This is a genomic window from Williamsia muralis NBRC 105860 (assembly GCF_001598915.1).
Lineage (GTDB): Bacteria > Actinomycetota > Actinomycetes > Mycobacteriales > Mycobacteriaceae > Williamsia > Williamsia muralis.
Window position 1 is genome coordinate 52,681 of record NZ_BDAP01000001.1, and the last position, 24,740, is coordinate 77,420.

The 24,740-nt window shown below is 63.0% G+C and carries 31 protein-coding genes; 14 read left to right on the top strand and 17 right to left on the bottom strand.

Features of this window, described 5'->3' with window-relative positions; all coding sequences use genetic code 11:
- Window positions 1–558 precede the first annotated feature (558 nt).
- On the bottom strand, window positions 559–1,143 hold the full coding sequence (locus tag WIMU1_RS26855) for a copper resistance CopC family protein (RefSeq protein ID WP_147431446.1): 585 nt from the start codon (window positions 1,141–1,143) through the stop codon (window positions 559–561).
- 511 nt (window positions 1,144–1,654) lie between these two features.
- Here WIMU1_RS26855 and WIMU1_RS00255 point away from each other — a divergent pair.
- Window positions 1,655–2,074 carry a hypothetical protein gene (locus WIMU1_RS00255; protein ID WP_245969193.1) on the top strand — a complete coding sequence of 140 codons (420 nt, stop codon included), beginning with the start codon at window positions 1,655–1,657 and terminating at the stop codon, window positions 2,072–2,074.
- Between the two features lie 65 nt (window positions 2,075–2,139).
- Here WIMU1_RS00255 and WIMU1_RS00260 read toward each other — a convergent pair whose 3' ends face one another.
- Together WIMU1_RS00260 and WIMU1_RS00265 are read right to left on the bottom strand one after the other, a co-directional pair.
- Window positions 2,140–2,997: an SCO6745 family protein gene (locus tag WIMU1_RS00260; protein ID WP_062794664.1), complete on the bottom strand. Its 858-nt coding sequence runs from the start codon at window positions 2,995–2,997 to the stop codon at window positions 2,140–2,142.
- On the bottom strand, window positions 2,994–3,665 hold the full coding sequence (locus tag WIMU1_RS00265) for a GntR family transcriptional regulator (RefSeq protein WP_062794665.1): 672 nt from the start codon (window positions 3,663–3,665) through the stop codon (window positions 2,994–2,996). The genes WIMU1_RS00260 and WIMU1_RS00265 overlap by 4 nt, the downstream gene beginning before the upstream one ends.
- 754 nt (window positions 3,666–4,419) lie before the next feature.
- On the opposite strand from WIMU1_RS00265, the gene WIMU1_RS00270 reads away from it, so the two are divergent.
- The 5 genes from WIMU1_RS00270 (at window position 4,420) to WIMU1_RS00290 (ending at window position 9,478) form a co-directional block, all read left to right on the top strand.
- The gene (locus WIMU1_RS00270) at window positions 4,420–5,442 is read left to right on the top strand and encodes an iron-siderophore ABC transporter substrate-binding protein (RefSeq protein ID WP_062795623.1); all 1,023 of its coding nucleotides are present in this window, start codon (window positions 4,420–4,422) and stop codon (window positions 5,440–5,442) included.
- Window positions 5,443–5,530: 88 nt separating this feature from the next.
- Complete coding sequence (locus WIMU1_RS00275; RefSeq protein WP_062794666.1) at window positions 5,531–6,532, top strand: FecCD family ABC transporter permease; 1,002 nt, start codon at window positions 5,531–5,533, stop codon at window positions 6,530–6,532.
- Entirely contained in the window at window positions 6,529–7,569 is a 1,041-nt protein-coding gene (locus WIMU1_RS00280) for a FecCD family ABC transporter permease (RefSeq protein ID WP_211339040.1), read from the top strand. The genes WIMU1_RS00275 and WIMU1_RS00280 overlap by 4 nt, the downstream gene beginning before the upstream one ends.
- Complete coding sequence (locus WIMU1_RS00285) at window positions 7,566–8,372, top strand: ABC transporter ATP-binding protein (protein WP_062794667.1); 807 nt, start codon at window positions 7,566–7,568, stop codon at window positions 8,370–8,372. The genes WIMU1_RS00280 and WIMU1_RS00285 overlap by 4 nt, the downstream gene beginning before the upstream one ends.
- 152 nt (window positions 8,373–8,524) lie before the next feature.
- Window positions 8,525–9,478 (top strand): GGDEF domain-containing protein, encoded by a 954-nt coding sequence (locus WIMU1_RS00290; protein WP_245969192.1) that lies wholly within the window; start codon window positions 8,525–8,527, stop codon window positions 9,476–9,478.
- 62 nt (window positions 9,479–9,540) lie between these two features.
- Here WIMU1_RS00290 and WIMU1_RS00295 read toward each other — a convergent pair whose 3' ends face one another.
- From WIMU1_RS00295 to WIMU1_RS00310, 4 genes are all read right to left on the bottom strand, one after another.
- A complete protein-coding gene (locus WIMU1_RS00295; RefSeq protein WP_062794668.1) occupies window positions 9,541–10,233 on the bottom strand; it encodes an NUDIX domain-containing protein in 693 nt (230 codons plus the stop codon).
- Between the two features lie 16 nt (window positions 10,234–10,249).
- Window positions 10,250–10,732: an acetyltransferase gene (locus WIMU1_RS00300; RefSeq protein ID WP_062794669.1), complete on the bottom strand. Its 483-nt coding sequence runs from the start codon at window positions 10,730–10,732 to the stop codon at window positions 10,250–10,252.
- A 172-nt stretch (window positions 10,733–10,904) separates the two neighbouring features.
- The gene (locus tag WIMU1_RS00305; RefSeq protein WP_147431445.1) at window positions 10,905–11,300 is read right to left on the bottom strand and encodes a hypothetical protein; all 396 of its coding nucleotides are present in this window, start codon (window positions 11,298–11,300) and stop codon (window positions 10,905–10,907) included.
- A gap of 218 nt (window positions 11,301–11,518) precedes the next feature.
- Window positions 11,519–12,001: a DUF1877 family protein gene (locus tag WIMU1_RS00310; RefSeq protein ID WP_062794671.1), complete on the bottom strand. Its 483-nt coding sequence runs from the start codon at window positions 11,999–12,001 to the stop codon at window positions 11,519–11,521.
- Window positions 12,002–12,205: 204 nt separating this feature from the next.
- Here WIMU1_RS00310 and WIMU1_RS00315 point away from each other — a divergent pair, with 204 nt between their 5' ends.
- Window positions 12,206–12,697: a hypothetical protein gene (locus tag WIMU1_RS00315; RefSeq protein WP_147431444.1), complete on the top strand. Its 492-nt coding sequence runs from the start codon at window positions 12,206–12,208 to the stop codon at window positions 12,695–12,697.
- 16 nt (window positions 12,698–12,713) lie between these two features.
- On the opposite strand, the gene arr is transcribed toward WIMU1_RS00315, so the two are convergent.
- The 5 genes from arr to WIMU1_RS00340 all read right to left on the bottom strand — a co-directional run bounded on the left by arr (window position 12,714) and on the right by WIMU1_RS00340 (window position 15,762).
- Window positions 12,714–13,142 carry an NAD(+)--rifampin ADP-ribosyltransferase gene (arr, locus tag WIMU1_RS00320; RefSeq protein ID WP_062794673.1) on the bottom strand — a complete coding sequence of 143 codons (429 nt, stop codon included), beginning with the start codon at window positions 13,140–13,142 and terminating at the stop codon, window positions 12,714–12,716.
- Between the two features lie 167 nt (window positions 13,143–13,309).
- Window positions 13,310–13,507 (bottom strand): hypothetical protein, encoded by a 198-nt coding sequence (locus WIMU1_RS26040; RefSeq protein ID WP_116917610.1) that lies wholly within the window; start codon window positions 13,505–13,507, stop codon window positions 13,310–13,312.
- 121 nt (window positions 13,508–13,628) lie between these two features.
- Window positions 13,629–14,342 carry a carbon-nitrogen hydrolase family protein gene (locus tag WIMU1_RS00330; RefSeq protein WP_062794675.1) on the bottom strand — a complete coding sequence of 238 codons (714 nt, stop codon included), beginning with the start codon at window positions 14,340–14,342 and terminating at the stop codon, window positions 13,629–13,631.
- A gap of 23 nt (window positions 14,343–14,365) precedes the next feature.
- Window positions 14,366–14,977, bottom strand: a complete 612-nt coding sequence (locus WIMU1_RS00335; protein ID WP_062794676.1) for an O-methyltransferase — start codon at window positions 14,975–14,977, stop codon at window positions 14,366–14,368.
- A gap of 50 nt (window positions 14,978–15,027) precedes the next feature.
- A complete protein-coding gene (locus WIMU1_RS00340) occupies window positions 15,028–15,762 on the bottom strand; it encodes a class I SAM-dependent methyltransferase (RefSeq protein WP_245969190.1) in 735 nt (244 codons plus the stop codon).
- 43 nt (window positions 15,763–15,805) lie between these two features.
- Between WIMU1_RS00340 and zapE the strand changes: the two genes are divergently transcribed.
- Window positions 15,806–16,822, top strand: a complete 1,017-nt coding sequence (gene zapE / locus WIMU1_RS00345) for a cell division protein ZapE (RefSeq protein WP_062794677.1) — start codon at window positions 15,806–15,808, stop codon at window positions 16,820–16,822.
- 69 nt (window positions 16,823–16,891) lie between these two features.
- Here the strand turns inward: zapE and WIMU1_RS00350 are convergent, their stop codons facing one another.
- A complete protein-coding gene (locus tag WIMU1_RS00350; protein ID WP_062794678.1) occupies window positions 16,892–18,058 on the bottom strand; it encodes an epoxide hydrolase family protein in 1,167 nt (388 codons plus the stop codon).
- 101 nt (window positions 18,059–18,159) lie between these two features.
- Between WIMU1_RS00350 and WIMU1_RS00355 the strand changes: the two genes are divergently transcribed.
- On the top strand, window positions 18,160–18,735 hold the full coding sequence (locus tag WIMU1_RS00355) for a CGNR zinc finger domain-containing protein (protein WP_062794679.1): 576 nt from the start codon (window positions 18,160–18,162) through the stop codon (window positions 18,733–18,735).
- A 16-nt stretch (window positions 18,736–18,751) separates the two neighbouring features.
- On the opposite strand, the gene WIMU1_RS00360 is transcribed toward WIMU1_RS00355, so the two are convergent.
- The 4 genes from WIMU1_RS00360 to WIMU1_RS00375 all read right to left on the bottom strand — a co-directional run bounded on the left by WIMU1_RS00360 (window position 18,752) and on the right by WIMU1_RS00375 (window position 21,576).
- The gene (locus tag WIMU1_RS00360) at window positions 18,752–19,675 is read right to left on the bottom strand and encodes a DAPG hydrolase family protein (RefSeq protein ID WP_062794680.1); all 924 of its coding nucleotides are present in this window, start codon (window positions 19,673–19,675) and stop codon (window positions 18,752–18,754) included.
- On the bottom strand, window positions 19,672–20,037 hold the full coding sequence (locus tag WIMU1_RS00365) for a GrpB family protein (protein WP_062794681.1): 366 nt from the start codon (window positions 20,035–20,037) through the stop codon (window positions 19,672–19,674). The genes WIMU1_RS00360 and WIMU1_RS00365 overlap by 4 nt, the downstream gene beginning before the upstream one ends.
- 136 nt (window positions 20,038–20,173) lie before the next feature.
- Window positions 20,174–20,791, bottom strand: coding sequence for a class I SAM-dependent methyltransferase (locus tag WIMU1_RS00370; RefSeq protein ID WP_371850275.1), 618 nt, complete (start codon window positions 20,789–20,791; stop codon window positions 20,174–20,176).
- 41 nt (window positions 20,792–20,832) lie between these two features.
- The gene (locus WIMU1_RS00375) at window positions 20,833–21,576 is read right to left on the bottom strand and encodes a VOC family protein (protein WP_062794683.1); all 744 of its coding nucleotides are present in this window, start codon (window positions 21,574–21,576) and stop codon (window positions 20,833–20,835) included.
- Between the two features lie 141 nt (window positions 21,577–21,717).
- Between WIMU1_RS00375 and WIMU1_RS00380 the strand changes: the two genes are divergently transcribed.
- From WIMU1_RS00380 to WIMU1_RS00400, 5 genes are read left to right on the top strand one after another with little or no spacing between them, the layout of a single operon-like run.
- Window positions 21,718–22,590 (top strand): S49 family peptidase, encoded by an 873-nt coding sequence (locus WIMU1_RS00380; RefSeq protein ID WP_062794684.1) that lies wholly within the window; start codon window positions 21,718–21,720, stop codon window positions 22,588–22,590.
- Between the two features lie 58 nt (window positions 22,591–22,648).
- Complete coding sequence (locus tag WIMU1_RS00385) at window positions 22,649–23,278, top strand: DUF4178 domain-containing protein (protein ID WP_062794685.1); 630 nt, start codon at window positions 22,649–22,651, stop codon at window positions 23,276–23,278.
- Window positions 23,279–23,280: 2 nt separating this feature from the next.
- Complete coding sequence (locus tag WIMU1_RS00390; protein ID WP_062794686.1) at window positions 23,281–23,769, top strand: DUF2617 family protein; 489 nt, start codon at window positions 23,281–23,283, stop codon at window positions 23,767–23,769.
- Window positions 23,769–24,284 (top strand): DUF4247 domain-containing protein, encoded by a 516-nt coding sequence (locus tag WIMU1_RS00395; RefSeq protein WP_023955019.1) that lies wholly within the window; start codon window positions 23,769–23,771, stop codon window positions 24,282–24,284. The genes WIMU1_RS00390 and WIMU1_RS00395 overlap by 1 nt, the downstream gene beginning before the upstream one ends.
- Window positions 24,285–24,299: 15 nt before the next feature.
- Window positions 24,300–24,740, top strand: a complete 441-nt coding sequence (locus tag WIMU1_RS00400) for a DUF350 domain-containing protein (protein WP_255283856.1) — start codon at window positions 24,300–24,302, stop codon at window positions 24,738–24,740.

Here is a 24,740-nt window from a genome sequence, read left to right on the forward strand (position 1 = left end):
GTTGAGGGCTTTGATGTTGTGGGTGCCGCACTCGTCCTTCGGGAACCGGGGTATCAAGCCGAGTCCGCCGGAGTTGATCAACCAAACTTCTGGGAGACGCATTGTCGACGCGTCACACGTGTTGTCCTGTTCGCGGTCTCTACGAGCGAAGTCGGCGACCACGGCTGTGAAGTCGCCGCGGTACCGGGTGTACAGGTATGGGCGGCCTGATTTCTCGCGCGGACTGCCAACAATCTTCTCACCGCACACGATTGCCTCAACGGGCACGAAGCCATCGGGTATCCGCGATGGTGGCGGCGCCCAATTGCCTACACAGGCCGGAACCTCTAGCTGTACTGGTGTGGCAGGGGGCGATTCTATGTAGTCAGGTCCACAACCGGCCAGCAAGGGTGCGACGACGACTGCGGTTGCTGTCAGGATCTGCCGGCGGGCCATGAGACCAAACCCGTAGTCGCTCACTACTTCATGTTCCATGGGGTGCACCCGGAACGCAATCGGCATCCCGAATCAACTCATCGGGACTCGCGATCGTCCCACGCGAATCCAGCCCGCATGGTCTCAACGGTTGCGACGGCGGGCGACAAGTAGGTATGCGGCAACGGCAACAGCGAGGACCGAAGTCGCCACGGACGCAGCTACCCACGGCAATCGTTTTGAGGATGTGTCGGCCTCATCAGATGACGCCTGCGAGAGTGTCAATCCTGGGCTAGCGGACGTTGATGGATCCCATGGCGCCGGCCCAGGCCGTCGTAAGAGAAAGGAGAAGCTGCCGGAAATGGGGTCCCCACCGGTCAGAACGGCTTCGTAGCGCACTTCGTAGCGGTCTGCCGGTGCTTGCGGTGACGACACGGGTGATGTCACGAACGGGCGGCTCATTGTCCGGCCGGATCGGGTGACCGCTCCACTGGGGTGCTGCAGGATGCCGGGCCCATCGACAGTCAGAAAGAAGACATCTGGCCCAATGTCCTTGGAAAAAGTAACTGCCACCTCTGAAGGGGCGACGTCGATCGTGGCGCCGTTGGCAGGCGTCGTCGACAACACCACGGGGTACGGGCCCGCGGTTGCCGAGCCAGTACAACCGAGCATCCAAACAATTAGCGCGACAGTTGCCCATGTCATGACACGCCTGGTCACGCGATCCATCGGATATGTGCTGAACACGAAGGCATTTTGGCACACAGCGGGACGTCCGAGCAGGAGATCGACCCACGGTTTGTCACGTTGACGGCCCAGACCAGACGCGTCATCAGCCGGCCGCGCCCAGGACGTCGCGACTGCGATGGCGATCAGCGTGACAATCACACACGACGTCTGACGGCAAGGTCCACCGGACGTGCGACCTCATCCAACCTACTCATCACGCGTGTAGTGGATGCGGGGCTGCTGTACGCGCTGATCAGTGGTTGGAGTACACACGCGTTCGCGTTGTGTTTCGTCACTGGTGACGAAAAAAGATTGAGTCACAATCTGTTACGCCGAAGAGATACCGGTATGTCACGTTAATTCGACAACGTGCTGGTGGGGCCGTCGTACTTAGGTCTACGACATGAACGCTCGGTCGATCACGAGGGCAACCTCGTGACAGGATGCGCGTATGGAGCACCATCACCGCGAGCGCCCAGGGACGCTCCGGCGCGTGTGGCAGGTTCTCCACGTGATCGCGACCATCATGATTCCCTGGGTGCTGGTTGCTTATTATTTTGGTTCGCACACGCAGACAATTACGGAGGAAGCCCGCCTTGTTGCGGACTTCCACATGATCGCGGCAATCGCGGCAAGTGCCTTGCTGCTGAGTACGACGGGGCTGCGCCTGTCCGGCCGCAGTGTTGCTGCGACCGTCCCCTTCGCGATCATTTGGGCGATCACGCTCGCCTTCTCCGTAACCCAGATCCGCGAGTACGGCGACCAATTCCGGTGTGACGCCGAGCTGTGCATGCCAGGATTCGGGCTCTTCCTCACTGTCGTCCCGTTCGCAATCGTGGTCACCTTCGCCGTCCTCGGCTCAGCGGCGTTCAGTGTGGCCACCCGCCGCGCCGACGATTGGTCTTTCCAAGCGTCTTCACGCGCCACGTAGCTGAACCCGTCTCGCACAGTCGCGGGGATCACGTCGCGCACGTGGCCCACCCGCCCGGTGGATGCTCAGAACGGTGCGTCAGCGGCGAACGCTTTGCCTATCGGGGTAATCAGTTCGGCCATTCGTCGGGTACCGGTACTTCCGATCGGTGCCCACAGGGCCGCGCAATGCTGGTCGGTTTCGATCTCGATTTGTTCGCGGCCCGCGGTGCCTGTCTCGGTGACTGTCCCGTCGGTGTTGAGCCACCCCTTTGCGGTGAGAGACGCTGCCGCGGCTGCCCATTCGTGGTCGTTCCACAGTCGGGTTGCTCGCAAGAGCGCGGTTGGGACGCGGCCGGTCGCGCCCTGCATCACGGTGCATTCGCAGGGTCCGAGGTTGTTATCGGCGAGCACTACGAGGTGCGCATCCCCGCGCCATTCGCGGACTACGGTGATCTGCTGCCACAACGCGAGCAGCGGATCGGACGGCAACGGAACCGCCGCGTTCGCGGCCGCCAGAGGTTTGCCGGCGAAGTCGGCGGCTTCGATGACAAGGTCCAGCAGGGATCGGGCCTCGGCGATGTGGCGGGCAGACAGGGTCACACCGGCCCGCCGCATGGCTCGGTCGACCGCGCGAAAGCGGGCGGCCTGCCATTGCTGCGGCGACGCGTAGTCCCAGACACCCGTCATGGCCTGGACCGCTCGTGGACTGAAGTTATAGAACGTCGCCGCGGTTACCTGCCATGGAACCGCGCCGAGAGCGGCAGATCGAAATGCGAAGTAGCGGGGCCCTCTCTCGGTCACACCCAGCTTGGCCGCCTCGTCGGCGGACTCGGGGGCGAGGTATACGAACAGGTGGGCCGCAGTGACAGCTGCAGCCGCATCGCGGACAGCGCCGAGGTCCAGCTGCGATGTGGGTTCAAACGTCTCGGTGGCATGCATCATGTTGTGCTCCTTGGGTTATCGAGGCCATTGGTGGTTCCGATGATGTGGGCTGCTAGGGCAGCGGCGGCCGCTTCGCCAGCCTTGTTCATAGCGAGTTCTTTGAGCTGTCGATGTTCGGTGAGCGCGTCGCGATCACGGTGGCTGGACGCTGACCAGCGGCGAGAGAGTTCACTCGCAGTCCACAGCCGATCGAAAGTGTCCAGCAGGACGTCGTTGCCGCACGCATCGAGCAGCGTCCGATGGAAGCGGTAGTGGGCACTCGCCCATGCGTCCGAGTAGTGGACGTCGTCCTCATGTTCGTATCCGGGTGTGTTTTCCAGGCGGTGGTGTGCAGCGCTCACCCGTGCTTCCCATTCAAGATCACCACGCTCTATCGACATTCGCAGCATGGTCGGCTCAACGACCGACCGCGCCTCCGCGACAACCTGCCACCGGCCATCACCTGCCTGGGGAACTACAAATCCGCGGTTCGGCAGTCGCTCCGCCAGGCCTTCTCCCACCAGGCGCAACAGGCATTCTCGGATCACCGACAGGCTCACGCCCCTCGCTGCGGCGAGCTCCTGCGGTTTCAGTGCGCCGCCGGGGGGCACATCGCCGTGCAAAACGGCCGCACGCAACCACTCGTACGTTTTCGACGAAGGTGTTTCTGGCGTCTCAGCCTGCCTCATATAATCGACTGTACACCTATAATCGATTATCTAGGTACGGCGACAGATCTCACGCCTCGACCGCACTTTGTGAGCAGAAGAAGGCGAGCCGGCGGGCCGCTGTTTGCCGGGCTACTTCCGCCATCGCTGACGGCGACGGAAGCTACCTCCACTGCGACGGCCCACAGGTAAGTGCGGCTTTGGGCCTTGGGAAGTCCCGCCCCGCCTCGACTGCACGACACCCTGCAGCAGACAATCTCCGGCTACGTTTCGCAACTGGTGGCTAAACATGTTGCGGTGCACCAGGTTACGCAGACATCCTATGTTGTGTCATATAAACTTGACGCTGTGTCGGTGGGGCACTCGCGCGATGACGGATACGTGTGTTGAACCAGGACAGTGTCAGACGTCTTCACGCCCCACCGAGGGCCGGTTCGAACGCAAGCTCGCCGAGCTGCTCGAAATGGCCGACGAACGTGTAGCTCTGCGCACGCGCCGTCGCACTGGCCGAACAAGGGGTGTCACGTCAGCGCCGCTCAGTACCGATCCATCAACGCGCTCGACGCAGCCCACATGTCCGTTTCGCGACATTCGGTGTCGCATTTGCTCGATTGCAAACCTGCACAGCTGACCCTAACGTTACTTAGGCAAACCTAATCCGTTCTCCGATCAGGGTCCCGCTGCTGTCCACAGATGAACACGCGCGGACGTTCGGTGACCGATCCTCGGCGCCGCCGCGGTCGGTGGAATGGGGTATCACGATCGAAAGGGAACCATGCCTCGCGCATCACGATTGGTCGCATTGACTGCGGCCGCGCTTTTGGCCACCGGGCTCGCAGCGTGCTCGTCGTCGTCCGACGACAACGGGTCGGGGGACGGCGACTGGACGCCGATCACCATCCAACACGCCCTCGGGACCACGACGATCGACGAGAAGCCCGAACGCGTCGCGACGGTGAACTGGGCCAATCACGAGGTGCCTTTGGCCCTCGGAGTGGTGCCGGTCGGTATGGCGGCGGCGAACTTCGGTGACGACGATGGTGACGGCGTGCTGCCATGGGTGGAGGAGAAGCTCCAAGAACTCAAGGCACCTACGCCGGTGCTGTTCGACGAGACCGACGGCGTCGACTTCGAAGCTGTTGCGAACACGCAGCCCGACGTCATCCTCGCCGGCTACTCGGGTCTGACGCAGGAGGACTACAACACCCTCAGCGAGATCGCTCCCGTGGTCGCTTACCCGGTGACCGCCTGGGGCACACCGTGGCGCGAGACCATCGAGCTGAACAGCAAGGCGATCGGCAAGGAAAACGAGGGCAAAGAACTCGTCTCCCAGCTCGAGAAGGAGATCGCCGACGCAGCTGCCGAGCATCCGCAGATCGCGGGCAAGAACGTCATGTTCCTCACCCACGTCGACACAACCGACCTCAGCGAAGTCAGCTTCTACACAACGCATGACACCCGCGCCGCGTTCTTCGAAGACCTCGGAATGGCGACTCCGCCGAGCATCGCGACCGCGTCGGCCGGCACCGAGAAGTTCTCGCTGTCGCAGAGCGCCGAACAGGTGGACGCGCTGAACGACGTCGACGTCATCGTCACCTACGGCGGCGCCGACCTCGTCAACGCGCTCAAGGCCGACCCGCTGCTGTCGAAGATGCCGGCTGTCGCCTCCGACGCGATCGTCACCCTGCCGAGCAGCGACCCTCTGGGCACTGCCGCCAACCCGACACCGCTGTCGATCTCATGGGTCCTCGACGACTACCTGTCGATGCTCGCGCAGGCTTCAGACAAGGTTCAGTGACTCACAAGTCGTGACGACGGACAAGCAGGCGACACCTAGCGGACTCCGCAAGGCTGAACCCTCTCCAGCCCTCTCGGGCGCCGCCGCAGTGCGGCGCCCGAGAAGGGTTCGAGCACTGTGGCTGCTGATCGCGGTCGCAGTGCTCGTGGTGTTGGCCATCCTGTCGGTCAAGGTCGGTTCGAGGTTTGTCGGGTGGGCTGACGTGATGGGCGCGCTCGACGGCACTGACGGGAGCATCGAGCAGGCTGCTGTCGAAAAGCGCATTCCGAGAACGCTGTTGGCGATGATCGTCGGTGGCGCCCTCGGCGTCTCGGGCGCGGTCATGCAGGGCGTGACCAGAAACCCCATCGCAGACCCGGGCATTCTGGGCGTCAACATGGGGGCTTCGCTCGCCGTGGTCATCGGTCTTTCCTACTTCGGGCTCACGTCATCGACCAGCTTCATCTGGGTGGCCATCGTCGGTGCTGCTCTCGCAGCGATCTTCGTCTACACCGTGGGATCACTCGGGCGCGGCGGGACCACCCCGCTCAAGCTCGCGTTGGCGGGGGCCGCGACATCCGCGGCTCTGCTCTCCCTGGTCACCGCACTTGTGCTGGGCCGCAACGACACTGCCGATGTGGTGCAATCGTGGCGGGTGGGCGGTGTCGGCGGCGGTACATTCGACAGCATCGAACGTGTGCTGCCGTTCCTCGCCGTCGGCTTCCTGATCTGCTTGTTGTCCGCGCGTGGTCTCAACTCGTTGGCGTTGGGAGACGATCTGGCCGCCGGACTCGGTGAGCGTGTTGCCCTGGTCCGCGGCGGCGCGGCACTGGGTGCGGTGATCCTTTGTGGCGCTTCGACTGCCGTGACCGGTCCGATCGCGTTCGTCGGACTGCTGGTGCCCCACGCGTGCCGGCTGATCGTCGGTGTCGACCACCGCTGGCTACTGCCGTTCTCGGCGATCACCGGCGCCGCGCTCTTGACCGGCGCCGATGTGCTCGGCCGAATCATCGCCCGTCCCGCCGAAATCGACGTGGCGATTCTGACGTCCCTGATCGGTGCACCGTTCTTCATCTACATCGTGCGACGCCAGAAGGTGGGCACGTTGTGAGTGTGCCTGTCGTGACAGCAGAGTCGATCGCCGAGAGCCGGCAGAGCCGTGGACGTCGGCGTCAAGCCGTGATCGCTGTGCTCGCCGTGCTGATCGCAATCGGATTCGCGGTCAGCCTGATGGTGGGGCACACGTACTACCCACCCGGCGACGTCCTGAAAGTCATTCTGGGCGAACAGGTGCAGGGTGCGACATTCACTGTCGGACGACTGCGTCTGCCTCGCGCTGTGCTCGCGGTTGCCGCTGGTCTGTGTTTCGGCTTCTCCGGCATCGCCTTTCAGACCATGTTGCGCAACCCGCTGGCCAGTCCGGACATCATCGGTATTAGCGCCGGTGCGAGCGCCGCGGCCACCTTTGCAATCGTGACCCTGTCACTCGGGGCCACCCAGGTCTCGATCTTTGCGATCGTCTCCAGCCTCGCGGTCGCGGTGCTCATCTATGTCCTGTCGTTCAAGAGCGGCGTGGTGGGCACCCGGCTGATCCTCATCGGAATCGGTTTTGCCGCAATGCTCCTCAGCATCACCGACTACCTCCTGGACCAGGCTGCCGAGTGGGATCTGCAGGAGGCAACGCGTTGGCTGACCGGGAGTCTGAACGGAACGTCCTGGACCGAGACGATCCCGGTCCTCGTCGCCCTGGTGGTGCTCACCCCGATCCTGCTGAGCCAGACTCGTAACCTCGCCATGACCCAGCTCGGCGATGACGCCGCGTCAGCACTCGGGGTGCGGGTCAACCGCACCCGACTCATCGTCATCGTCTCCGCAGTCGGGCTCATCGCGTTCGCCACGGCAGCCGCCGGCCCGATCGCATTTGTCGCTTTCCTCTCCGGTCCGATCGCGGCCAGGCTGGTCGGACCTAACGGCTCGCTCCTCATCCCGTCCGCGCTCGTCGGCTCCTTGCTTGTACTGGTGGCGGATTTTGTCGGTCAGTTCGCGCTCGACACGCGATACCCGGTGGGCGTCATCACCGGTGTGATGGGCGCTCCCTACCTCATCTACCTCATCATCCGCACCAACCGCGGAGGCGGCTCACTGTGACCACCACACACTCGCTGACCATCGAGAATCTGACACTCGGGTACGGCAACAGAAACGTCATCGAAAAGCTCGACCTGACCATCCCCCCGGGGCAGGTCACCGCGATCGTCGGGGCGAATGCGTGCGGCAAATCGACCCTGCTGCGGTCGATGTCGCGGTTGCTGGCGCCCCGCACCGGCCGCGTGGTCCTCGACGGCAAAGAGGTACATCGGACTCCCGCCAAGCAGTTGGCCCGCACGCTCGGGCTGTTGCCGCAATCGCCGATCGCGCCCGAAGGCATCACGGTGGCGGACCTGGTGGGACGTGGTCGCCACCCACATCAGGGCATGTTCGCGAGGTGGAGCAAAGAGGACGATACGGCGGTCGCAGAGGCTCTCGATGCCACCGAGACAGCCGCTCTCGCGGATCGGCCGGTCGACGAACTCTCCGGCGGACAACGCCAAAGAGTGTGGATCGCAATGGCCCTGGCCCAGCACACCGATCTGTTGCTGCTCGATGAACCCACGACGTTTCTCGATGTCAGTCACCAGATCGAGGTCCTCGATCTCCTGACCGACCTCAATCAGCAACGCGGCACCACCATCGTCATGGTCTTGCACGACCTGAACATGGCGGCCCGTTACTCCGACCACCTGATCGCGCTGGCCGACGGAACACTTCATGCCGCTGGGAAACCCGCAGAGGTTCTCACCGAGGACACCGTTCGCGCGGTGTTCGGTCTGGAGAGTCAGGTCATCACCGATCCCACATCAGGGAAGCCGTTGATGTTGCCGCTGGGTCGGCATCACACGATCACCGTATGAGTCGAGCTGTTCGGTCACTCCCAGAGTCGTCGCGGATTCCGGGTCTGCACCTGTCCGTCGCGAACTCGCGGCCGCCCGTGTCGCGGGCACCGGACTCGCTTCCGCGATAACGTCGTCCTGGCGGGAACGAACCGAACAGGCTGGGGGTCATCGTGAACCGTTTCGCTCTCGTGTCCGGATCAGCCGGCCAGATGTTGCGCGAACAGAAGGTCCGTGTACTCCGCATCTACCTGGCCGCCACGACGTTCCTGTACTTCGTCGGGGTGTTCTTGACGCTGATATCACCGAGACGGTCACAACTTCCGGACACGACCGGCGGCATCATCGCAGTCGTACTCGGTGCCGGCGCACTGATCTACCTCTCCGTCAGCCGAGCGAGGCTGGCTCCGGCGATCGCCGCCGCCATGATCAGCACGCCGATGGTAATCGCTTATCACACTTCAATCGTCGCAGACTTCCCTTGCTTGATTGGCGTGATGTTCCTGGCCATGTACCTGCGGGCCTTTTATGCACCCAAGCTCGCGGCGGTGCTCGTCGGACTACTCACGACCGCGACCGTGGCGGCACTGGCAATAGGACCAGCGGCGAAACTAGGGATCACCTACGTCATTTTCGCCGTTGCGATCGTCGGAGCGGCAGAATCTTTCGGATTGGTGACTCGGTCGCTCGTCACCATCGCGTGCACCGACCCACTCACAGGCGTGCTCAACAGGGCTGGGTGGGAGATCGCGACCACCGAACAACTCGCGCGCGCACGGTCAACCCACGCGACCATCACGGTCGCGGTATTCGACATCGACGACTTCAAGAATGTGAACGACTCTCTTGGGCACCAGGTAGGCGACCAGCGACTCATCGAGTATGCGCAGCAGTGGAGCTCGGTGATCCCGAAAGGCGCTGTTCTCGCGCGCCTCGGTGGCGACGAGTTTGCTCTCTTCATCGCTGGTGTCGGACAGACATCTGCAGCAGAGGTGATCGAGCAGCTCCGATCCGCGGTCCCCGAGGCAAGTGTCGGAATCGCCACCAAAGATGCCCGTGCCACAACCATTTCCGACCTTCTCGAGCAGGCGGACGCGGCGCTGTACGACGCAAAACGAGGACGTTGAGACTGCCGGACCCCGCCCCAAGGACGGCGCCCCATTCTCAAGCAACGAGCCGTCGGACACCTCTACTGATCGTTTGTGTGGGACGTGATCACGCCGTTGAGTGCTGCCCACTGAAGCAACATGATCGTCTTGGCGTCTGCGATGCGGCCGTCGGCGATCATGGCGAGCGCATCGGCGAATGGGATCTCAAGCCGTTCGATGTCTTCGCCCTCCCCAGCGACTCCTCCACCGGGGCCGTCCATGTCGGACGTGGTGTAGGGCGCGGCGTAGAAATGAATGCGCTCGGTGACCGACCCTGGGCTCATGAACACATCGAACACGTGGTGCAGCGGGCCGACCCTCACCCCGAGCTCCTCGTGGGCTTCGCGTCGGATGGCGGTGGCCGGGTCGTCGTCGTCCAGCAGTCCGGCCGCCGTCTCGATCAGCATGCCGTCCGGGTGGCCGTTGACATACACCGGAAATCTGAACTGCCTCGTCAACAGCACCACACCCCGTGCGTTGTCGTAGAGCAAGATGGTTGCGCCGTTGCCCCGGTCGTAGGTTTCCCGTTGTTGGGTGACCCACTCGCCGTCGTGGCGCTGGTAGTCAAAAGTCGTGCGTCGCAGGACATGCCAACCCTGCGAAGACAGCTCAACGTCGCGGACCACAACGCGCTTGTTGCCGGTGAGGTCTCGACCTGCTTGGTCGAGCCCCGTTCTTCCCCGGTGGTCGGGCAGATCGATACCGGGAGTTCCTTTGGCGGACGGCGTGGTCATGGTCTCCTCTCCCTTGTCAGGGTTGCTGTACGTCGCTGTCTGATCTCGTGTCTGGACCATTGGTGCGACGCAAGTGTAGAAGGGGGAACGGGCGGCCGTCCGAATCCAGCGGCGAGCGCCCGGTCTGCTCGAATCCGCGTCGTTTGTAAAAGGCGACTGCGTCCGGGTTCTGTTCGTTCACATCGACATCGATGGTGCCCTGCGCCTGAAGGGCTCGATCCAGCAGAGCTGTACCCACTCCGCGGCCGTGTGTTGTGGGATCGACGAACAACATCTCGAGCCGACCGTCGGTGGTGCCGCTGAAACCGACCACGCGGCCGCCCAATTCGGCGACCACGAGTTCAACCATCGGAAAGAACTCTGCTGCGAGACGCTCTGAGTACCCGTCGACATCCGAGGGGGAGAGGAAGTGGTGGGTAGCTTCTACTGCGGCGCGCCAGACCTCGACCAGCCGGACCGTATCCCGCTCTTCGGCTCGCCGGAGTACCAGTTCAGGCATGGCTCGTCCTGTGCATGACTGAGCACAGTAGTTCGGGCAAAAGCCGACAGGCAAGGACTTATAGGGCCTGTGCATGGCGAGCGGCCGGTCGACGAAGCCGCCAAACGCATCGGTGGTGCGAATGGCGGCTCCGAAGGATTTTCAAGATTGTGGCGTCGACGTACGCCCGGCGTCAGCTGTAGAAGTAGACCGTCTTGGTCTCGGTGGTGCCCTTCTCGCCCCAGTAACCACGGATCACGGCCTTGTACTGGGTGTCCTCGTATGCGGTGGCCAGGCTGCGGCAGGTGTTGCCCGCGCCGCCGCCGGCGTAGGTGTTTCGCTCGGTGAAGTCGTGTCCGGGTCCCGAGCGGCTGATCGCGGTCAGCGTCACCCGTACAGTCCGTACCCCTTCGGTATTCCAGGCGAAGGCGCAGAACTGATCGTCACCGTCGTTGTAACTGGCGGTTCCACCTTGTGTGCTCGTGGAGAACGAATTGGCCGACGCAGCAGGAGCTCCCAGCACACTGAGCACACCGGCCGCAGCTACGGTGAGAGCAGCCAAGGACGCTTTTGTCATGGTTCTTTTCATGAACCTGACCCTAGGTTCGTCGTCTTGGCCCCGGGAGTCATCAACGTCGACTTCACCAGCTCTTCACTCTCCGTTGCGGTGAAGGTGGGACTCGTTTGTGGCGCGGCGCAACTGATTCCGTCAGCCTGCGGCTGTGCCGGGGACCACTCGGGCACTGAACGCGACCAGCCGTTAAAGAACCCCCACTCGTCACAGCCCGCGATGTCTGCCGTGGGTGGCTAGCCGAGTTCCAGGACCACGTGGTTGTTGAGGTCGGCCGCCCGGATGATGAATTCGGCCATGACCGCGAACTTGGATCGCAGATAGTCGATGTTCTCGTCGCGCCAGTTCAGGAACGGACGTATGCGCTGATCGGTGAGGTCGGCGATCGTCATGGACTCGAGCAGGGTGTCGAATGTCATGTGAGTGAGAATGTCTCGCGTAGCCGCTACATACGAGGGGCTCATGTAGTTGGGGATGCCCTCACTGAAGTTGATGTCGCCGGGCATGGAACCCTGACCAATAACAGGATTCACCGGCAGTCCGGAGCGGTCGAACATGAGACCGAGGGCCTCGAAAGCCTTGTCGATGTTCACCGTGATGGTCGGATCAGCATCGCGGAGATCGTTGACGAACCCGACGACGTCCTCGGTCGAATCCTGAAGGTAGATCTCGTGGAGCTCAGCGTCGCTGAACCGGGTGTATGACCTGATGAGCCCCATGTCGGTATCTCCTCCTCCGGGCATCAAAGTATCGCGGCATCGGCTTGGCAACAGTCAGTCATTGAGAGGACTGTCGACGCCGCTCCCGTTGGGGCCTTTACTGGATCCGGATGACTCTCGCGTCGTTCGAACGAGTGAACTCCTGAGGCCGCACCGGTGGAGTTAAGCCGCGCTGAAACAACATCATTCGGCATAGCATGGGCTATGCCTACTCAGGAATTGGTGGACTCTCACCACGGTCTGGTCTTGTTGGATCGTGGTGACGACGGCCGGGTTGTGGTCAGTGGCGAGTCGATTCCCACCGCGTCGATCAACCTGCCCGTCGACGACGACGCCAGCCGCAACAACCTGACCCTTGACGAGGTTCGGTATGAACTGCTGGTGTTCAAGGGGTCCTGGCGTCGAGCGCATCGGATCGAGATCTCCGGCCCTCCTGGGCGTTGGGTATTTGCGCCGGCGACCCGAAGGAGTCATTGCCTGGTACGCGGGCACCGGAGTGCCGAATCCACCGAGGTCGGCAAACTCGTTGCAGAACAAACACGAGTAACGGCGCTCTGGGGAAGCGGCTCCGACTCGAAACCATCACCGGGGGAGTGTGCGATGGGCTACCTGCTCGCCGCGACGTACGGGACGGGAAAGCCGTTGACACTCATGGCGATCTTCCAAGGAACTGTGAACGTGCTCGTCCCCGGTTGAATGGAGGTTGCGGTCGCTAGTCGTAGAGGACCGCATCTCCGCGGCGTCGCAGCGCGTCCAGTCCGGCGCGAAATTGTCCAAGGTACTCAGGAGAATGTCCTACCCAGTCGGTCATCTCGCCGACTACCTTTATCGGCTGGGCGCTGCGATAGGAGTGAGTTGGATTGCCGGGGAACTTCTTATCGGTGACGTTGGGGTCGTCCTCGACGTCGTCGCCGGGCTCCACGATGTAGACGCGGCAGGGCCCATCGCCCACGGCCATTTCCGCTGCCAGCACTGCGCCGTCCAACACCTTCGTCATGTAGACGTAGTTCGAGATGTGGTCGTCGCGGTAGTTGGAGCGATGACCGGGCACGAGGTAGTCCCCAACCCGTAGGTCGGCTTTGGTGCCGTGAAAGTAGGCACCGGACTCGTGCACCACAAAACGTTCCGGCGTATCCGCCATATCTGCCATCGAGAACCCCTCCGCGTGTCGGTTGCCGGGCGATTGTGCACGACAAACGGGGTCTTGCCGCAAGCCCCCGTCTCCGCGTTACCATGAAAGGGGAAGTGACAGCACGGACGATCGAGCCAGGCGGCGCGCAGTGGGAGACTCAAGCCGTAGTCAGCAGGTCAGCGACGCTGAGGTTTCTTTGCTTCCCAGACGGCCGTGGCGATGCCGATGACGCCCAAGATCAGCAGGACGATACCCAGCGGCTGGCCACGGAACCACCAGAACTCGCTGTCGCGAAAGAAGAGCAAAAGCACAAGTCCCACGATCATGAGTGCCGCATCGGCTACGAGGTTCATAGTCAACTTGTTGGTGAGCATGCCAATAGTGTGACCGCGACCAGCCTTCCCCGCGTCCGACATAGTGATGATTTTGTGGATGAGATGCGGGGGCCTCTCAGACTGATCGAGTGTGAGCTCGATGTCGGAGTGCAACCCCGATTTACGCAGTGAGTTCGGCGCTCACATGTTCCCCGGGTTGACCACCCGCTTGAATCACGCAGTGGCCGTTGGCATCCCAGATGGCCGACCCTCCACAAGTCTGTGTGTATCCGCCGTCAGTCGGACCGGCGAAACCCGCGAACACCACTGGAACCGAGCCCAGAGCGCAGATACGGCGCGCGCGGACATCGAACTGGTCCACTTCGTGTGGTCTGTGCACGAGACCGGCAGCGTACAAGTCGATCGCCGAGGCGATGGTGGCGCTGGTGTGATCGTCGATGCGGGTGTCTTTGCAGATCCCGATGCCGACACGCCACCCCGAAACCTCCACCACAGCCACCGCCGATCCCGGGACGTACACCCCGACCTCGGGGCCTCCGAGGTGCACTTTGCGGTAAACGACTTGGGCGCCGGTTCCCGCCACCGCCAAGACTCCGATGGCCCGTCCGGACAAGTGAGGAACAGCCGCACCCGCCAGTGCGATCGAGCCCATCTCCTTGCATGCGTCCACCAGTGGATCCAACGCCGGGTCATCGACGTCGACGGCCTGCGCTTCCAAGCTGTACCCGGTCAGAGACATCTCCGGGAACACAACAAGTCGAGCACGGCAGCGCCGGACGACGTCGGCGTGAGCTAGGGCGTTCGCGCGGAGGTCACCGGTCTTGGTGAGGGGTTGCGCCGCAGCTACCCGCAGACTCGGGCTCTTCGTCGTCATCGGTCTATATCGCTGCCTGGCCTTCAGGCGTAGCGCCCAACTGCCCAGCCTCGAGCTGCGTCAGGGCGTATCGCCTCGACCTCAACACCATCCTGGAACAGGCCTATCTGCAGCACGGTTCCGGCTTCGATCGCCTCGCGCCACGCACGGATGGGCCCCTCGCCCCACGGCTTGTGCGGGAGCAGATCGTCGAAGATGAGCACGGTGCCCTCGTGGGCCAGGCGCTTCATGTTGGAGATGTCGGCGGAGGCAACCTCGTGCGTGTGCCCACCGTCGATGAAGATCAAATCGAAGGTGTCGTTGGTCTCCGAGGCGAACAGCGGAATCGTCTGGCGCGAATCGCCGGCGATCAGCGTGTGGCGCTCCGGGAACTCCTCGTCGATGTGTTCCTTGGCCATTGACACGTACTCGTGTTCGGCCAGATCGAACGACGTGACATGAACGAGGGGGTTGGCACTGAGGAAGGCGTAGCTCGAGAACCCCACGTTGAAACCGATCTCGCCGATTCGGCGTATCTCTTGCCTGGCAGCGAGGGCCTTGAGGAAGGCAAGTTGCTCGGCGTTCGCGGATCCCTCGACGAACCACCCGTGACCACGGGCTTCATTGACGATCTCTTCCAGGCGATCAAAGCTCATGTGCCACTTCCTCGGACGGTGAGGCACGTCGCAGCCTCGGACACCTCATTTTAAGAGCAGCCGCGCACAAGAGTGCGCATACTCTTGCCGACCGTGCGTGTCCGGCCTCGCCGGTGAGCATCGAGACAGTGCGGCACGGGAAAGTCGTTGTCCAAGTGTTTGTCGGCGCAGTGCTCAGAAGTCCGACGTCGGCTTCGCCAAGTGATCGCGTAGCGCCACAGGGGTAGGCGGCGCCAGCTCAGGCCTGGTAGTACGGCTGTGGCAATGCCTTTGACCTGTGTATAGGTGTGCGGGAAGTCCATCTGCACCGGAGCATTGTGTTGCCAGTAGCCGCGCCTGCGAGACAGCACTTGGTGTTGTACTGCGCCCACGAGTTCCAAGGCGTAGTCCTGCGCGGTCGAACTGCGCGCGCAGCCGATGACTACCAGGGTGCCGCCGGGAGCTGTGAGGCGCGCGAGCCGTCCGAGTCCTGCCGCGAGGTCGGGGAAGTGATGGACGGTTGCTACTGCGGTGACGAGGTCGTAGTGCGCTTCGGGGAGTGGATACGTCAGTACGTCTCCAACAATCCACGTGACGTCGGCGGAGGTGTTCTTCTGCGTGTTGGTCAGCGTCTCATTGTCAGAATCGATACCGGTCACCTCATCGACGTTCTCGGCGAGGCGGGCGGCGAGGAGTCCGTCGCCGGTGCCGACATCGAGAGCCGTACTGGCCATCGGCGCCGCCGCCAAAGCGATGTCGTAGTAGTGGATGTTGTGGTTCCATCGGCGGTCTAGCTTCTTGTCCACTCCACCACTGTGGCATGCGGCGTCGACATGGGACACTTCCAACGTGCGTTCACAGCAGCAGCTCGTTGCGGCGGTCGATGCATCGGCGACGCGGGCCGGGTTCACTCTGGACGCCGCCCAGCGGCGACTCCTTGACCGACTCGCTTGTGTTGCAGCAACAGCCGACAAGAAGCAGAGACGCCAATCAACGCCTCGTGGCCTGTACATCTATGGCGACGCCGGCAGGGGTAAGTCGTGGCTGACCGACGCGCTCTATGCAGCAGTGCCTACAACCCAGAAGACCCGTATTCACTTCCACCGCTTCTTCGACGAACTCCATCGCAACATCCACGATCACCGCACCGAACGGGAGGCTGTGGACCGGGCAATCGACGAAGTGACTGGCGCGGGCAGGTTGCTGTTCTTCGACGAGTTGCACGTCCATGATTCCGGCGACGCACGTTTGCTCACACGGTTGCTCGAGAACGCGTTCCGCCGTGGAATCACTGTGCTCGCAACCTCCAACTATGCACCAAAGGACTTGTTGCCGAACCCTGTGTGGCATCACACTTTTGAGCCCGGAATCGAACTGATCGAGACGAATATGGAGCTCTTCCATCTAGAGGGCCCTACCGACTACCGGTCGCTCCGGGGTGATCATGCAGTCGGCTTCGCGGCCGGCACCTGGACTACGCGAACGCCAGTGGCGCTTTCACCACGCAGCGAGGCCACAACGGCGAAAGTTCGCGGCCGCCACTTTCCGGTCCTTGCGGTACGCCCCGCTCACCTGTGGGTTTCTTTCAGCCAGATCTGCGATTCCCCGACATCGACAATCGAATACCTGGAATGGACGCGGGCATTCACCACCTGGACGATTACCGACGTCCCCTTGCTTCGAGAGGCCGATCTCGAGGCGCAGCAACGTTTTATCAATCTGGTCGATGTGCTTGTCGATGCCGATGTGTGCGTCCACTTCGTATCCACCCACGAACTCGCGACCTTCCTCAAAGGCGCCACTCAACGGCCCGATGCGTTTCGACTGGCCAGTCGCATGCAACTGCTACGTCAAGATCCAGCCTGATGTTCGGCCGCGACGCTGGTCAGCCTTGTGCCGTCACATGCTGGGCCCACTGAACAATCCGCGGATAAATCACCTGGTCGCGGCCAACACTGCTGCGAGCCCTTGCTGTAGGTCTTCGATGTAGTAGTCAGGAACCTCCAACGATGGGAAGTGACCGCCGATTTCGGGTGTACGCCATCGGACGATCTGCCGGAACCGCTCCTGAGCCCAAGCGCGGGGGTACTTTTCGATATCACCCGGGTACGTGGTGATCGCTGCGGGAACGTCCACTCGGAGTTCGGGATCAAGAGAGTTGTGGCTTTCGTAGTAGATGCGGGCCGCGGAAGCGCCGGTGCGAGTCAGCCAGTAGAGGGTGACGTTGTCGAGAACGCTGTCGATGGACACTCTTTCGAACGGGCTGTCCACGGTGTCAGTCCATTCGGCGAACTTGTCGAGAATCCAGGCAAGCAAACCGGCCGGCGAGTCGACGAGCGAATAGCCGATGGTCTGTGGGCGGGTGGCCTGCTGTTTGGCGTACGCCGTGCGGTGGGCCCAGAAGTTTAGAGTCTCCTCGGTCCATGACCGTTCGGCCGCCGTCAGCCCGTCGGTTGTCAGTCCAGGCGGCGATTGCGCGAGCGTCGTGTGGATGCCGAGAACCTGCTCGGGGAACCGACCGCCGAGGAGGGTCGTGATCACACCTCCCCAGTCGCCGCCGTGCGCCAGGAACTTGCCGTAACCGAGCCGACCCATCAGTTCCACCCAAGCGGCCGCAATCTTTTCGGTTCCCCATCCGGTGGTGGCGGGCCTGTCGCTGTAGCCGAAGCCCGGCAGCGAAGGCACCACGACGTGGAATGCCGGAGCGTCTGCATCCTTCGGATCCGCAAGCTCGTCCACCACGCCGATGAACTCTGCAATGCTGCCCGGCCAACCGTGGGTCACGATGAGAGGAGTGGCGTCGGCGCGCGCGGACCTGCGGTGCAGAAAGTGAATTCCCAGACCGTCAATGGTCGTGCGGAATTGGCCAACCTCGTTGAGCCGGGTTTCGAATGACCGCCAGTTGTACTGGGTGCGCCAGTAATTCAGGACATCGGTGAGGTCGGCGAGGGGCACACCCTGATCCCATCGGCGGGGATCCGGCGCGGGGGCATGAACCGTCTCGGTCTCCGGGAGCCGAGTGGCAGATATGCGGGTACGGAGATCCTCGAGCTCCGAGTCAGGTGCATGGGCACGGAAGTCGTGTACCTCGTCGATGTGCATGAGTTCTCCATTTGTCAGGAACCGTCATAGACGGTTCTGGAACCACCTAAGACAGTTCTAACAGTCGGGCCCCGCCATCCGCAACCAGCTAAGGTGGTTCCATGTCCGTTGGTTTTCCCGACTTCCGCCTCGGGAGTGTGCTGGCAACCAGCTTCACCGGGACGTTGTCGGAGCGACATGGTGAAGCCGTCGAACGCATACCGACGCCTCACCGGCTGGTCGACTGGTTACAGATCAACGGTCTGAAGGTGGAGACATGTACCGCAGCGCAGCTCGAGCGCGCTCGGGAACTGCGCGAAGCCATTCACGCCGTAGCGACGGCTGCCGCGGTGGGAAGTGACCTTCCAAAATCCGCCGTCCGGATCATCAACGACTGCAGCATCGAGGGCAGAGCCGCGGCGATTTTGACGGCTGACGGCAATCGCCTCTGGCGACTCAGTTCGACCTCTCGTGTCGAAGATGCCCTGGGCGTGATCGCCGCCGACGCGATCAGCATCATCGCAGGCGAACGCGACGGCAGGTTGGCCCTGTGCGCCTCACCAACCTGTCAGGCGGCCTTCTTCGACACCAGTCAAAGTCGAACTCGCAGATGGTGTGACATGAACACGTGTGGGAATCGGCAGAAGAAGGCCCGATTGAAAGCAGCCCAGAGAAGAACCGTCGAGACGCCGAATTAGTGGACCTGCGCGATGATCAAGGTACATCGCGGAACTCGGTGAACAGTCTGGGTAAGAACGCAGCCAAGTGGTTCATCTCTTCGGCACAGTGGCGGAGAAGATCGCGAGCGAGCTGTGCGCCGGTGCGTCTACGCCCGACCGTGGCGACCACAGGAGCAAGTGCTCGGTGACCCACCGGATTTACGAGCAACCGGGTGCTCATGGGTCGTGATGTGGAATTCGCTGGTACATCCAGGATTTCGGCGCGTCCCAGAAAGAAGCGGGATCTCATCTCACTACCGCGATCGGTGGGGCGGATCTGGTGAACAAGCCACCCAGCAACCACCGGGAAGTCGCTTGTACCGATGCGGGCGCAGATGTGGGTGGTATCTGCGCTGGGGGCAAAACCCAGCGTGCTCGGTTCGACGAACCTGATTGCGAAGTGCGACAAGGTGGAACCGATGTATTCGTCGACGTATGACACGTTCCCGATGTAGCGCTCGGTGTCCGTCAGGTGCGGCTGGGAACTGCGGTCATCTCCCCAGGCCGCGAAGACGTGGGCGCGTGGGTGCCACAACTTGTAACGTGCGCTGTCGGAACCATGCCATCCGAACCACCAGTCCCACATGCCTGCCGTGACATCGGGCATGTCGGTCAGGCACGACACCACAAGTGTTCCCGCAGAGGTTCGGGTCCATCCGGTTTCCATCGGTGTGTATCCCGGCGTCGACAGATGCTCAGCGACGTCTTCGACCTCGTAGCCTCCAGCCGTGGGTTCCGGGCCGGTTCCCAGCGCTTTGTCGACGTGCGGCGGAAGGGGCATCATCGTCGAGTCCAGGTAGTGCGCAAATGGTTTCGCGAGATCGCCGTCGCGGTAGCCAAGGTGGCGAGGCTCGGTTCGATACGCCTGCGGCAACGGGCGACGGTCGGCGTCAGTGACCCGGTAGTCGGCGTAGGTCACGATTCCTCCAGCTCACGCCATGCGCCCTGCGCGGCCCACTTCTCGGCCCGCGCGGTGATCTGCTCGATGAGGGGCCCCTTGGCCGAGGCGTAGGCGTTCATGTCTTGCCAATCACGCTGAGCCAGGGACTGTTTGAGTTCGGCGTAGGCTTCGCGGTCGCGCGTGTCGTGGCGCAACCAATCTCGGAACAGGAGGTGCCGACGTTCCCAATCGCTCCCGATGTGATCGATCCGAATGGCCATCTCACCGAGCGCGGCCGCAATACGGCGGCGCTCTCGTTCGAAGGCCTGCGGCCAGGCATCGTCGTACGGGACCAGGACTATCGCCCGCTTCTCGATTCCGCCGATCAATTCGAAGGCCACCAGGCAAGAATAAAACGCCCCACCGCCCGGTACGCGTCGTGCCATGTGCGACGTGTGGGAGGTGCTCGACAACGCCCTCATTCTGTTCGTCGCGCGCCGCGTCAGATCTGCCATGACTTCTGCTGCGGCCGCGGTCTCATCGCCGTGTGGCAAGCATGTGGACGTCGGCGAATCGGTGCTGATCGTCGGGTTGGCTCACCGCCCGCCACACCTCGTCGAATCCGGCGTCGGACAGGGCCGCTGCCAATCGATCGGGGTGCCATCGCCAGGCGGGCGCCACTTTGTGGTCGAACTGCTCGACTTCTCCGGTGTGCGAACTGATCTGACACGCCACCAGGACGGGTGCGCCCGCCGAGGTCCGGGAGGCCCAGCAGCGCAGCACATCTGGGACATTCTCGGGCGGTATGTGGATCAGGCTGAAACGCGCCAGGATGGCAGCGATCGGCAGGTCGCCACCGAGCTGAGCGAGCGTGGCATCACCTCGGACGAAATCGAGATGGGGGAACTCGTGCGACGCCCGTGCGAGCATCTGCTCGCTGGGGTCGATGCCGATCGACGCCAGCCCCCGTTCGGCCAGAAATGCGGTGACCTGGCCCAGCCCGCACCCGACATCCACAACAGGTCCATCGGCGCGAAGGTCTCGGACCGTGTCGGCGAACGCCGCGACGGCGTGTTCTTCGAGGGGAGTCAGGAACGGATGAGGAAACGTTGCGGCATACAGGGCAGCCATTGCGTCGTACCCCGGTTGCTCCACGCTGCGCATCTCCTTCGTCGTCGTCCGGACTCGGCCGGCGGCTAGTGTGTCAGGTCACCTGACCGCGGGTTGCGATGGGTGATGCAGTAGCGGCGACCGATCGGGTCCGACATCACAGTCCAGAACCGGTGGTGCTGCTCCACTTTGGCGCCCCACCCCTCGTGTCGGGCGACCTCCTCGTCGGGGTGGGTGCTGGCGAGGTCGAGATGACCGCCGATCGTGGATGAGCCGATCCGTTGGAGCAGCACCCGTAGCGGCATCTCCTTCGGACGTCGCAGATTACGGAATTCGGACATCACGCCCTGACGCCACGGCCAGCCGGTGAGCGTGGCCCAGAAGTCGCATTCGGCGTCATACAGTTTCGCCGGTATGTCGATGCAAAGCTGATCGATGATGCTGATGGTGTCACCGGGCCACCGGATGGGCCGGGAACGTTCGTGTTCGCCGTTCCACGGGACCAGGCAAAACCCGAATCCGGCGGGCGAGGTCAACACCACCAAGTCGCTTGCTGCAGAGACGATGTGGGCGCCCAGCGATTTGGCGTGCGCAGTGGCCGGCTTGATGTCGTCGACGTGCAGATCGAGATGGACGCCGCCGGGTCCGTCCTTGACCCGTTGAACACGCAGGTGCGGGTCGCCGTTGAATGGCTCCAGAGATGCGAACTGGCGGTCCGGTCCTCGGGCGGGCGACACCGTACTCCCGGCAATCGCTCGCCAGAACGTCACCTCGTTGCTGAAGCTGTCGGCAGGAAAGTCGAGAAAGGCGCTGAGCCAGCGGATCGTCATCGATCACTCACTCCGAAGCGGTGTCCCATGTCGACAGTCTGACATCGACCGCCGTGAGTCCGGCACCGGTCACGCGCCTTTGTCGTTCCGGGTGAGTCGATGTTCGGCTGCCACCGGCGTACACGCGCATATTGTTGGGGGATGGGTCCGATCAAGCAGCTCGCCAAGAAGATGGCCAAGGCACACGCCGACAAGGTTGCAGTGGTGCGCCTGGAGGGTCCGATCGGCTCGGTCGGGATGGCACGTGGCGGCTTGACCGCCGACAACCTCGAACCGAAACTCAGGCGTGCGTTCGAGACCGAACGGCTCAAAGCAGTCGTTCTGGTCATCAATTCCCCAGGTGGTTCGCCCGCCCAGTCGGAGTACATCGCTGAACGCATCCGCCAATTGTCCTCGGAGAAGGGCATTCGGGTCATCGCGTTCTGCGAAGACGCGGCAGCATCCGGCGGCTACTGGATCGCTTGTGCCGCCGACGAGATCTACGCCGCGCACACGTCGATCGTCGGTTCGATCGGTGTGGTGTCGTCGGGTTTCGGTGCTCCGGAGCTGCTGGGCAGAGTGGGCGTGGAACGGCGGGTCTACACCGCAGGCGAGAACAAGTCGCGTCTTGATCCGTTCTCGGCGGAGAAGCCCGAAGACGTCGCCTGGCTCCACAGTCTCCAGAACGATCTGCACGCGGCATTCATCACCTGGGTGCGTCAGCGCCGTGGCGCCAAACTCGTCGGGTCCGACGCCGAGCTGTTCAGCGGCGACGTCTGGGTGGGACGCGCCGCTGCCGACGTGGGCCTCGTCGACGGAATCGGAGTGTTGCGGTCGGTACTGGCAGAACGCTTCCCTGACGCCGAACTCGAGATCATCGCCTCACCGAAGCCGCTGCTGACGCGGCTGACCGGGGGTGTGTCGCGCAGCGAAGGTCGGATGTCGGCCATGGCCGCTGACACCTTCGATGGCGTGGTCACCGGTGTGCTGGCGGCTGCCGAGCGCCGAGCGCACTGGATGCGAATCGGCCTCTAGACGCCGATCGGGTGGTCCTGACGGCACGGGACCTGTCCGAATTGGATAGGTTCATCGCATGGAGTCGCTGCTGATCATCATCGTCGCGATATTGGCCATCATCGCGGTGATCATGCTGTTCAATACAATCGCGAAACGTCGCGAGCGCCAGGCAGCCGAGACCAAGGCGGTTCGTGATCGCGCGTACGCTCCGCGGGATCCGTTCTCGAGCGCCGACGACGACGCCGTCCGTGGCGATCCGCGCGCGCTCAAGCCCGGTGACATGGTGGAGATCCGCGGGGAGATGTTCGCGGTCCGAGGCACCCTGACCCTCTCGCAGAGCGGCTTCTCGTGGACCGAGAATTTCCTCGACACCGGAACCGGCCGCAAGGCGTGGGTGTCGGTGGAGGAGGACCCCGACCTCGAGGTGGTGCTGTGGGAGGAACTCAAGGGTGTCGCCGTTTCCCCAGGGCCCGAGTCGGTCGAGGTCGACGGCCGCCGATACTCGTCGGACGAGACCGGGTCGGCGAGGTTCACCAGCGCCGGAACCACCGGCCTGGCCACCGGAAACATGTCGTATCACGACTATTCGGCCGGCGACGCCCGGTTGTCCTTCGAGGACTTCGGGTCGGGATGGGAATGCGCGCGGGGACAGGTCCTGGCTCGCGCCGAGTACCGCATCTTTCCCGCAGACACCGGTCCGAGCTGAGCATGCAGGCGATTCTCGCGGTGCCGTACTCGGACACCAGCGCCGACCAGCTGGCCCTGTCCTTCGATGAGCCGTTGCTGCCCGCTCTGTCCACCGTTCGCTGCCAGTTCGACAACGCAGACCTCACGTTGCGGTTGTTGGGCGCAAGCCACCAGGTCAGCGCGGTGACCGCCCTCGGCGAGACCGTCGAAACCCTGGCGTGCCTCCCGGGACAGCACCGAGAACTACCGTCGACGTTGCAGACGCCCACCGTCTCGTTCCGGGCGCGAACCGAACGCCACAGCGCACGGTCCCTTTCTCTTCTCGGCGCCCAGATCTCGGATCGGGCGACAGGACCTCATGCGCTGATCGGGCACTACCCCGGCAGTCCCGATGCCTTCACCGCGATCATCGCCGCCGACCTCGGCGACCGGATCCGCTGGGACACCTGGCACGCCTATCCCCAGACGGGCGACGTGGTGATCACCTCGAGCCTCGTGCAGGTGCGTTGATGACCTACGACCACGATGCGGGCGGCTACAACCGCAAGCCCCTCAACCGCATCCGTAACGGCATCATCGCCGCCATCGTCCTGGTGGCTGTTGCGCTGCTTGCCTTTTCATGTGTGTCCGGCGGGGTGGCATCTACCAGCGCGCGCAGCTACATCCAACAGAACTATGACCGGGCGCCGAACCTGGACGAAGGATCGGTGGATGCGTACATCGCCGACGGCACCCCCGAGCAAGTCGCCGGCCAGATCCGCGGTGCCCAGAGACCGGCCGATCAACGTCAGGCGACCCAGACCGTCGCCGGGGTGCCGACGAGTGGGTTGTTCATGCAGTATCCCGACTACCTCGTGGGCCTCTTTCCCTATGAAAACAACAACACCCGCGTGATGCTCAGCGACGACTACGAATCCGGGTACCGCCATTACGGCGGGTTCATCGGTGGGTTCTGGGTGTCGCGTCCCAATTTTTCCGGTGGCGGCTCCGACTATCGGGGTGGCGGCGGCGGTTCCGGCAAGTAGCGCAGAAAACAACAGGTGGGAGACAAAGTGGAGTGGGAGATCTTGCGCGACAACGTCGTATCGGCTGCGGCGTACAGCTGCGTAGGCGTGTTGCTGATGATCCTCGGGTTCGTCGCCGTCGACCTGGTGACGCCGGGCAAGCTGCGACAACAGGTCTGGGTGGACCGCAACCGGAACGCGTGCATCCTGGTGGCGAGCAACACCCTGGCGGTGGCGATCATCATCGTCGCGGCGATCACCGCCAGCGAAGGCAACCTCGGTGAGGGTTTGCTCTACACCCTCATCTACACGGTGATCGGGATCTTCGTGATGGCGTTGACCTTCATCCTCGTGGACGCCCTTTCGCCCGGCGACCTGGGCGAGGTGTTGTTGGATGATCGACCGCACCCCGCTGTGTGGGTCTCGGCAACGGTGCACGTGGGTGCCGGACTGATCATCGCCGCGTCACTGCTGTAG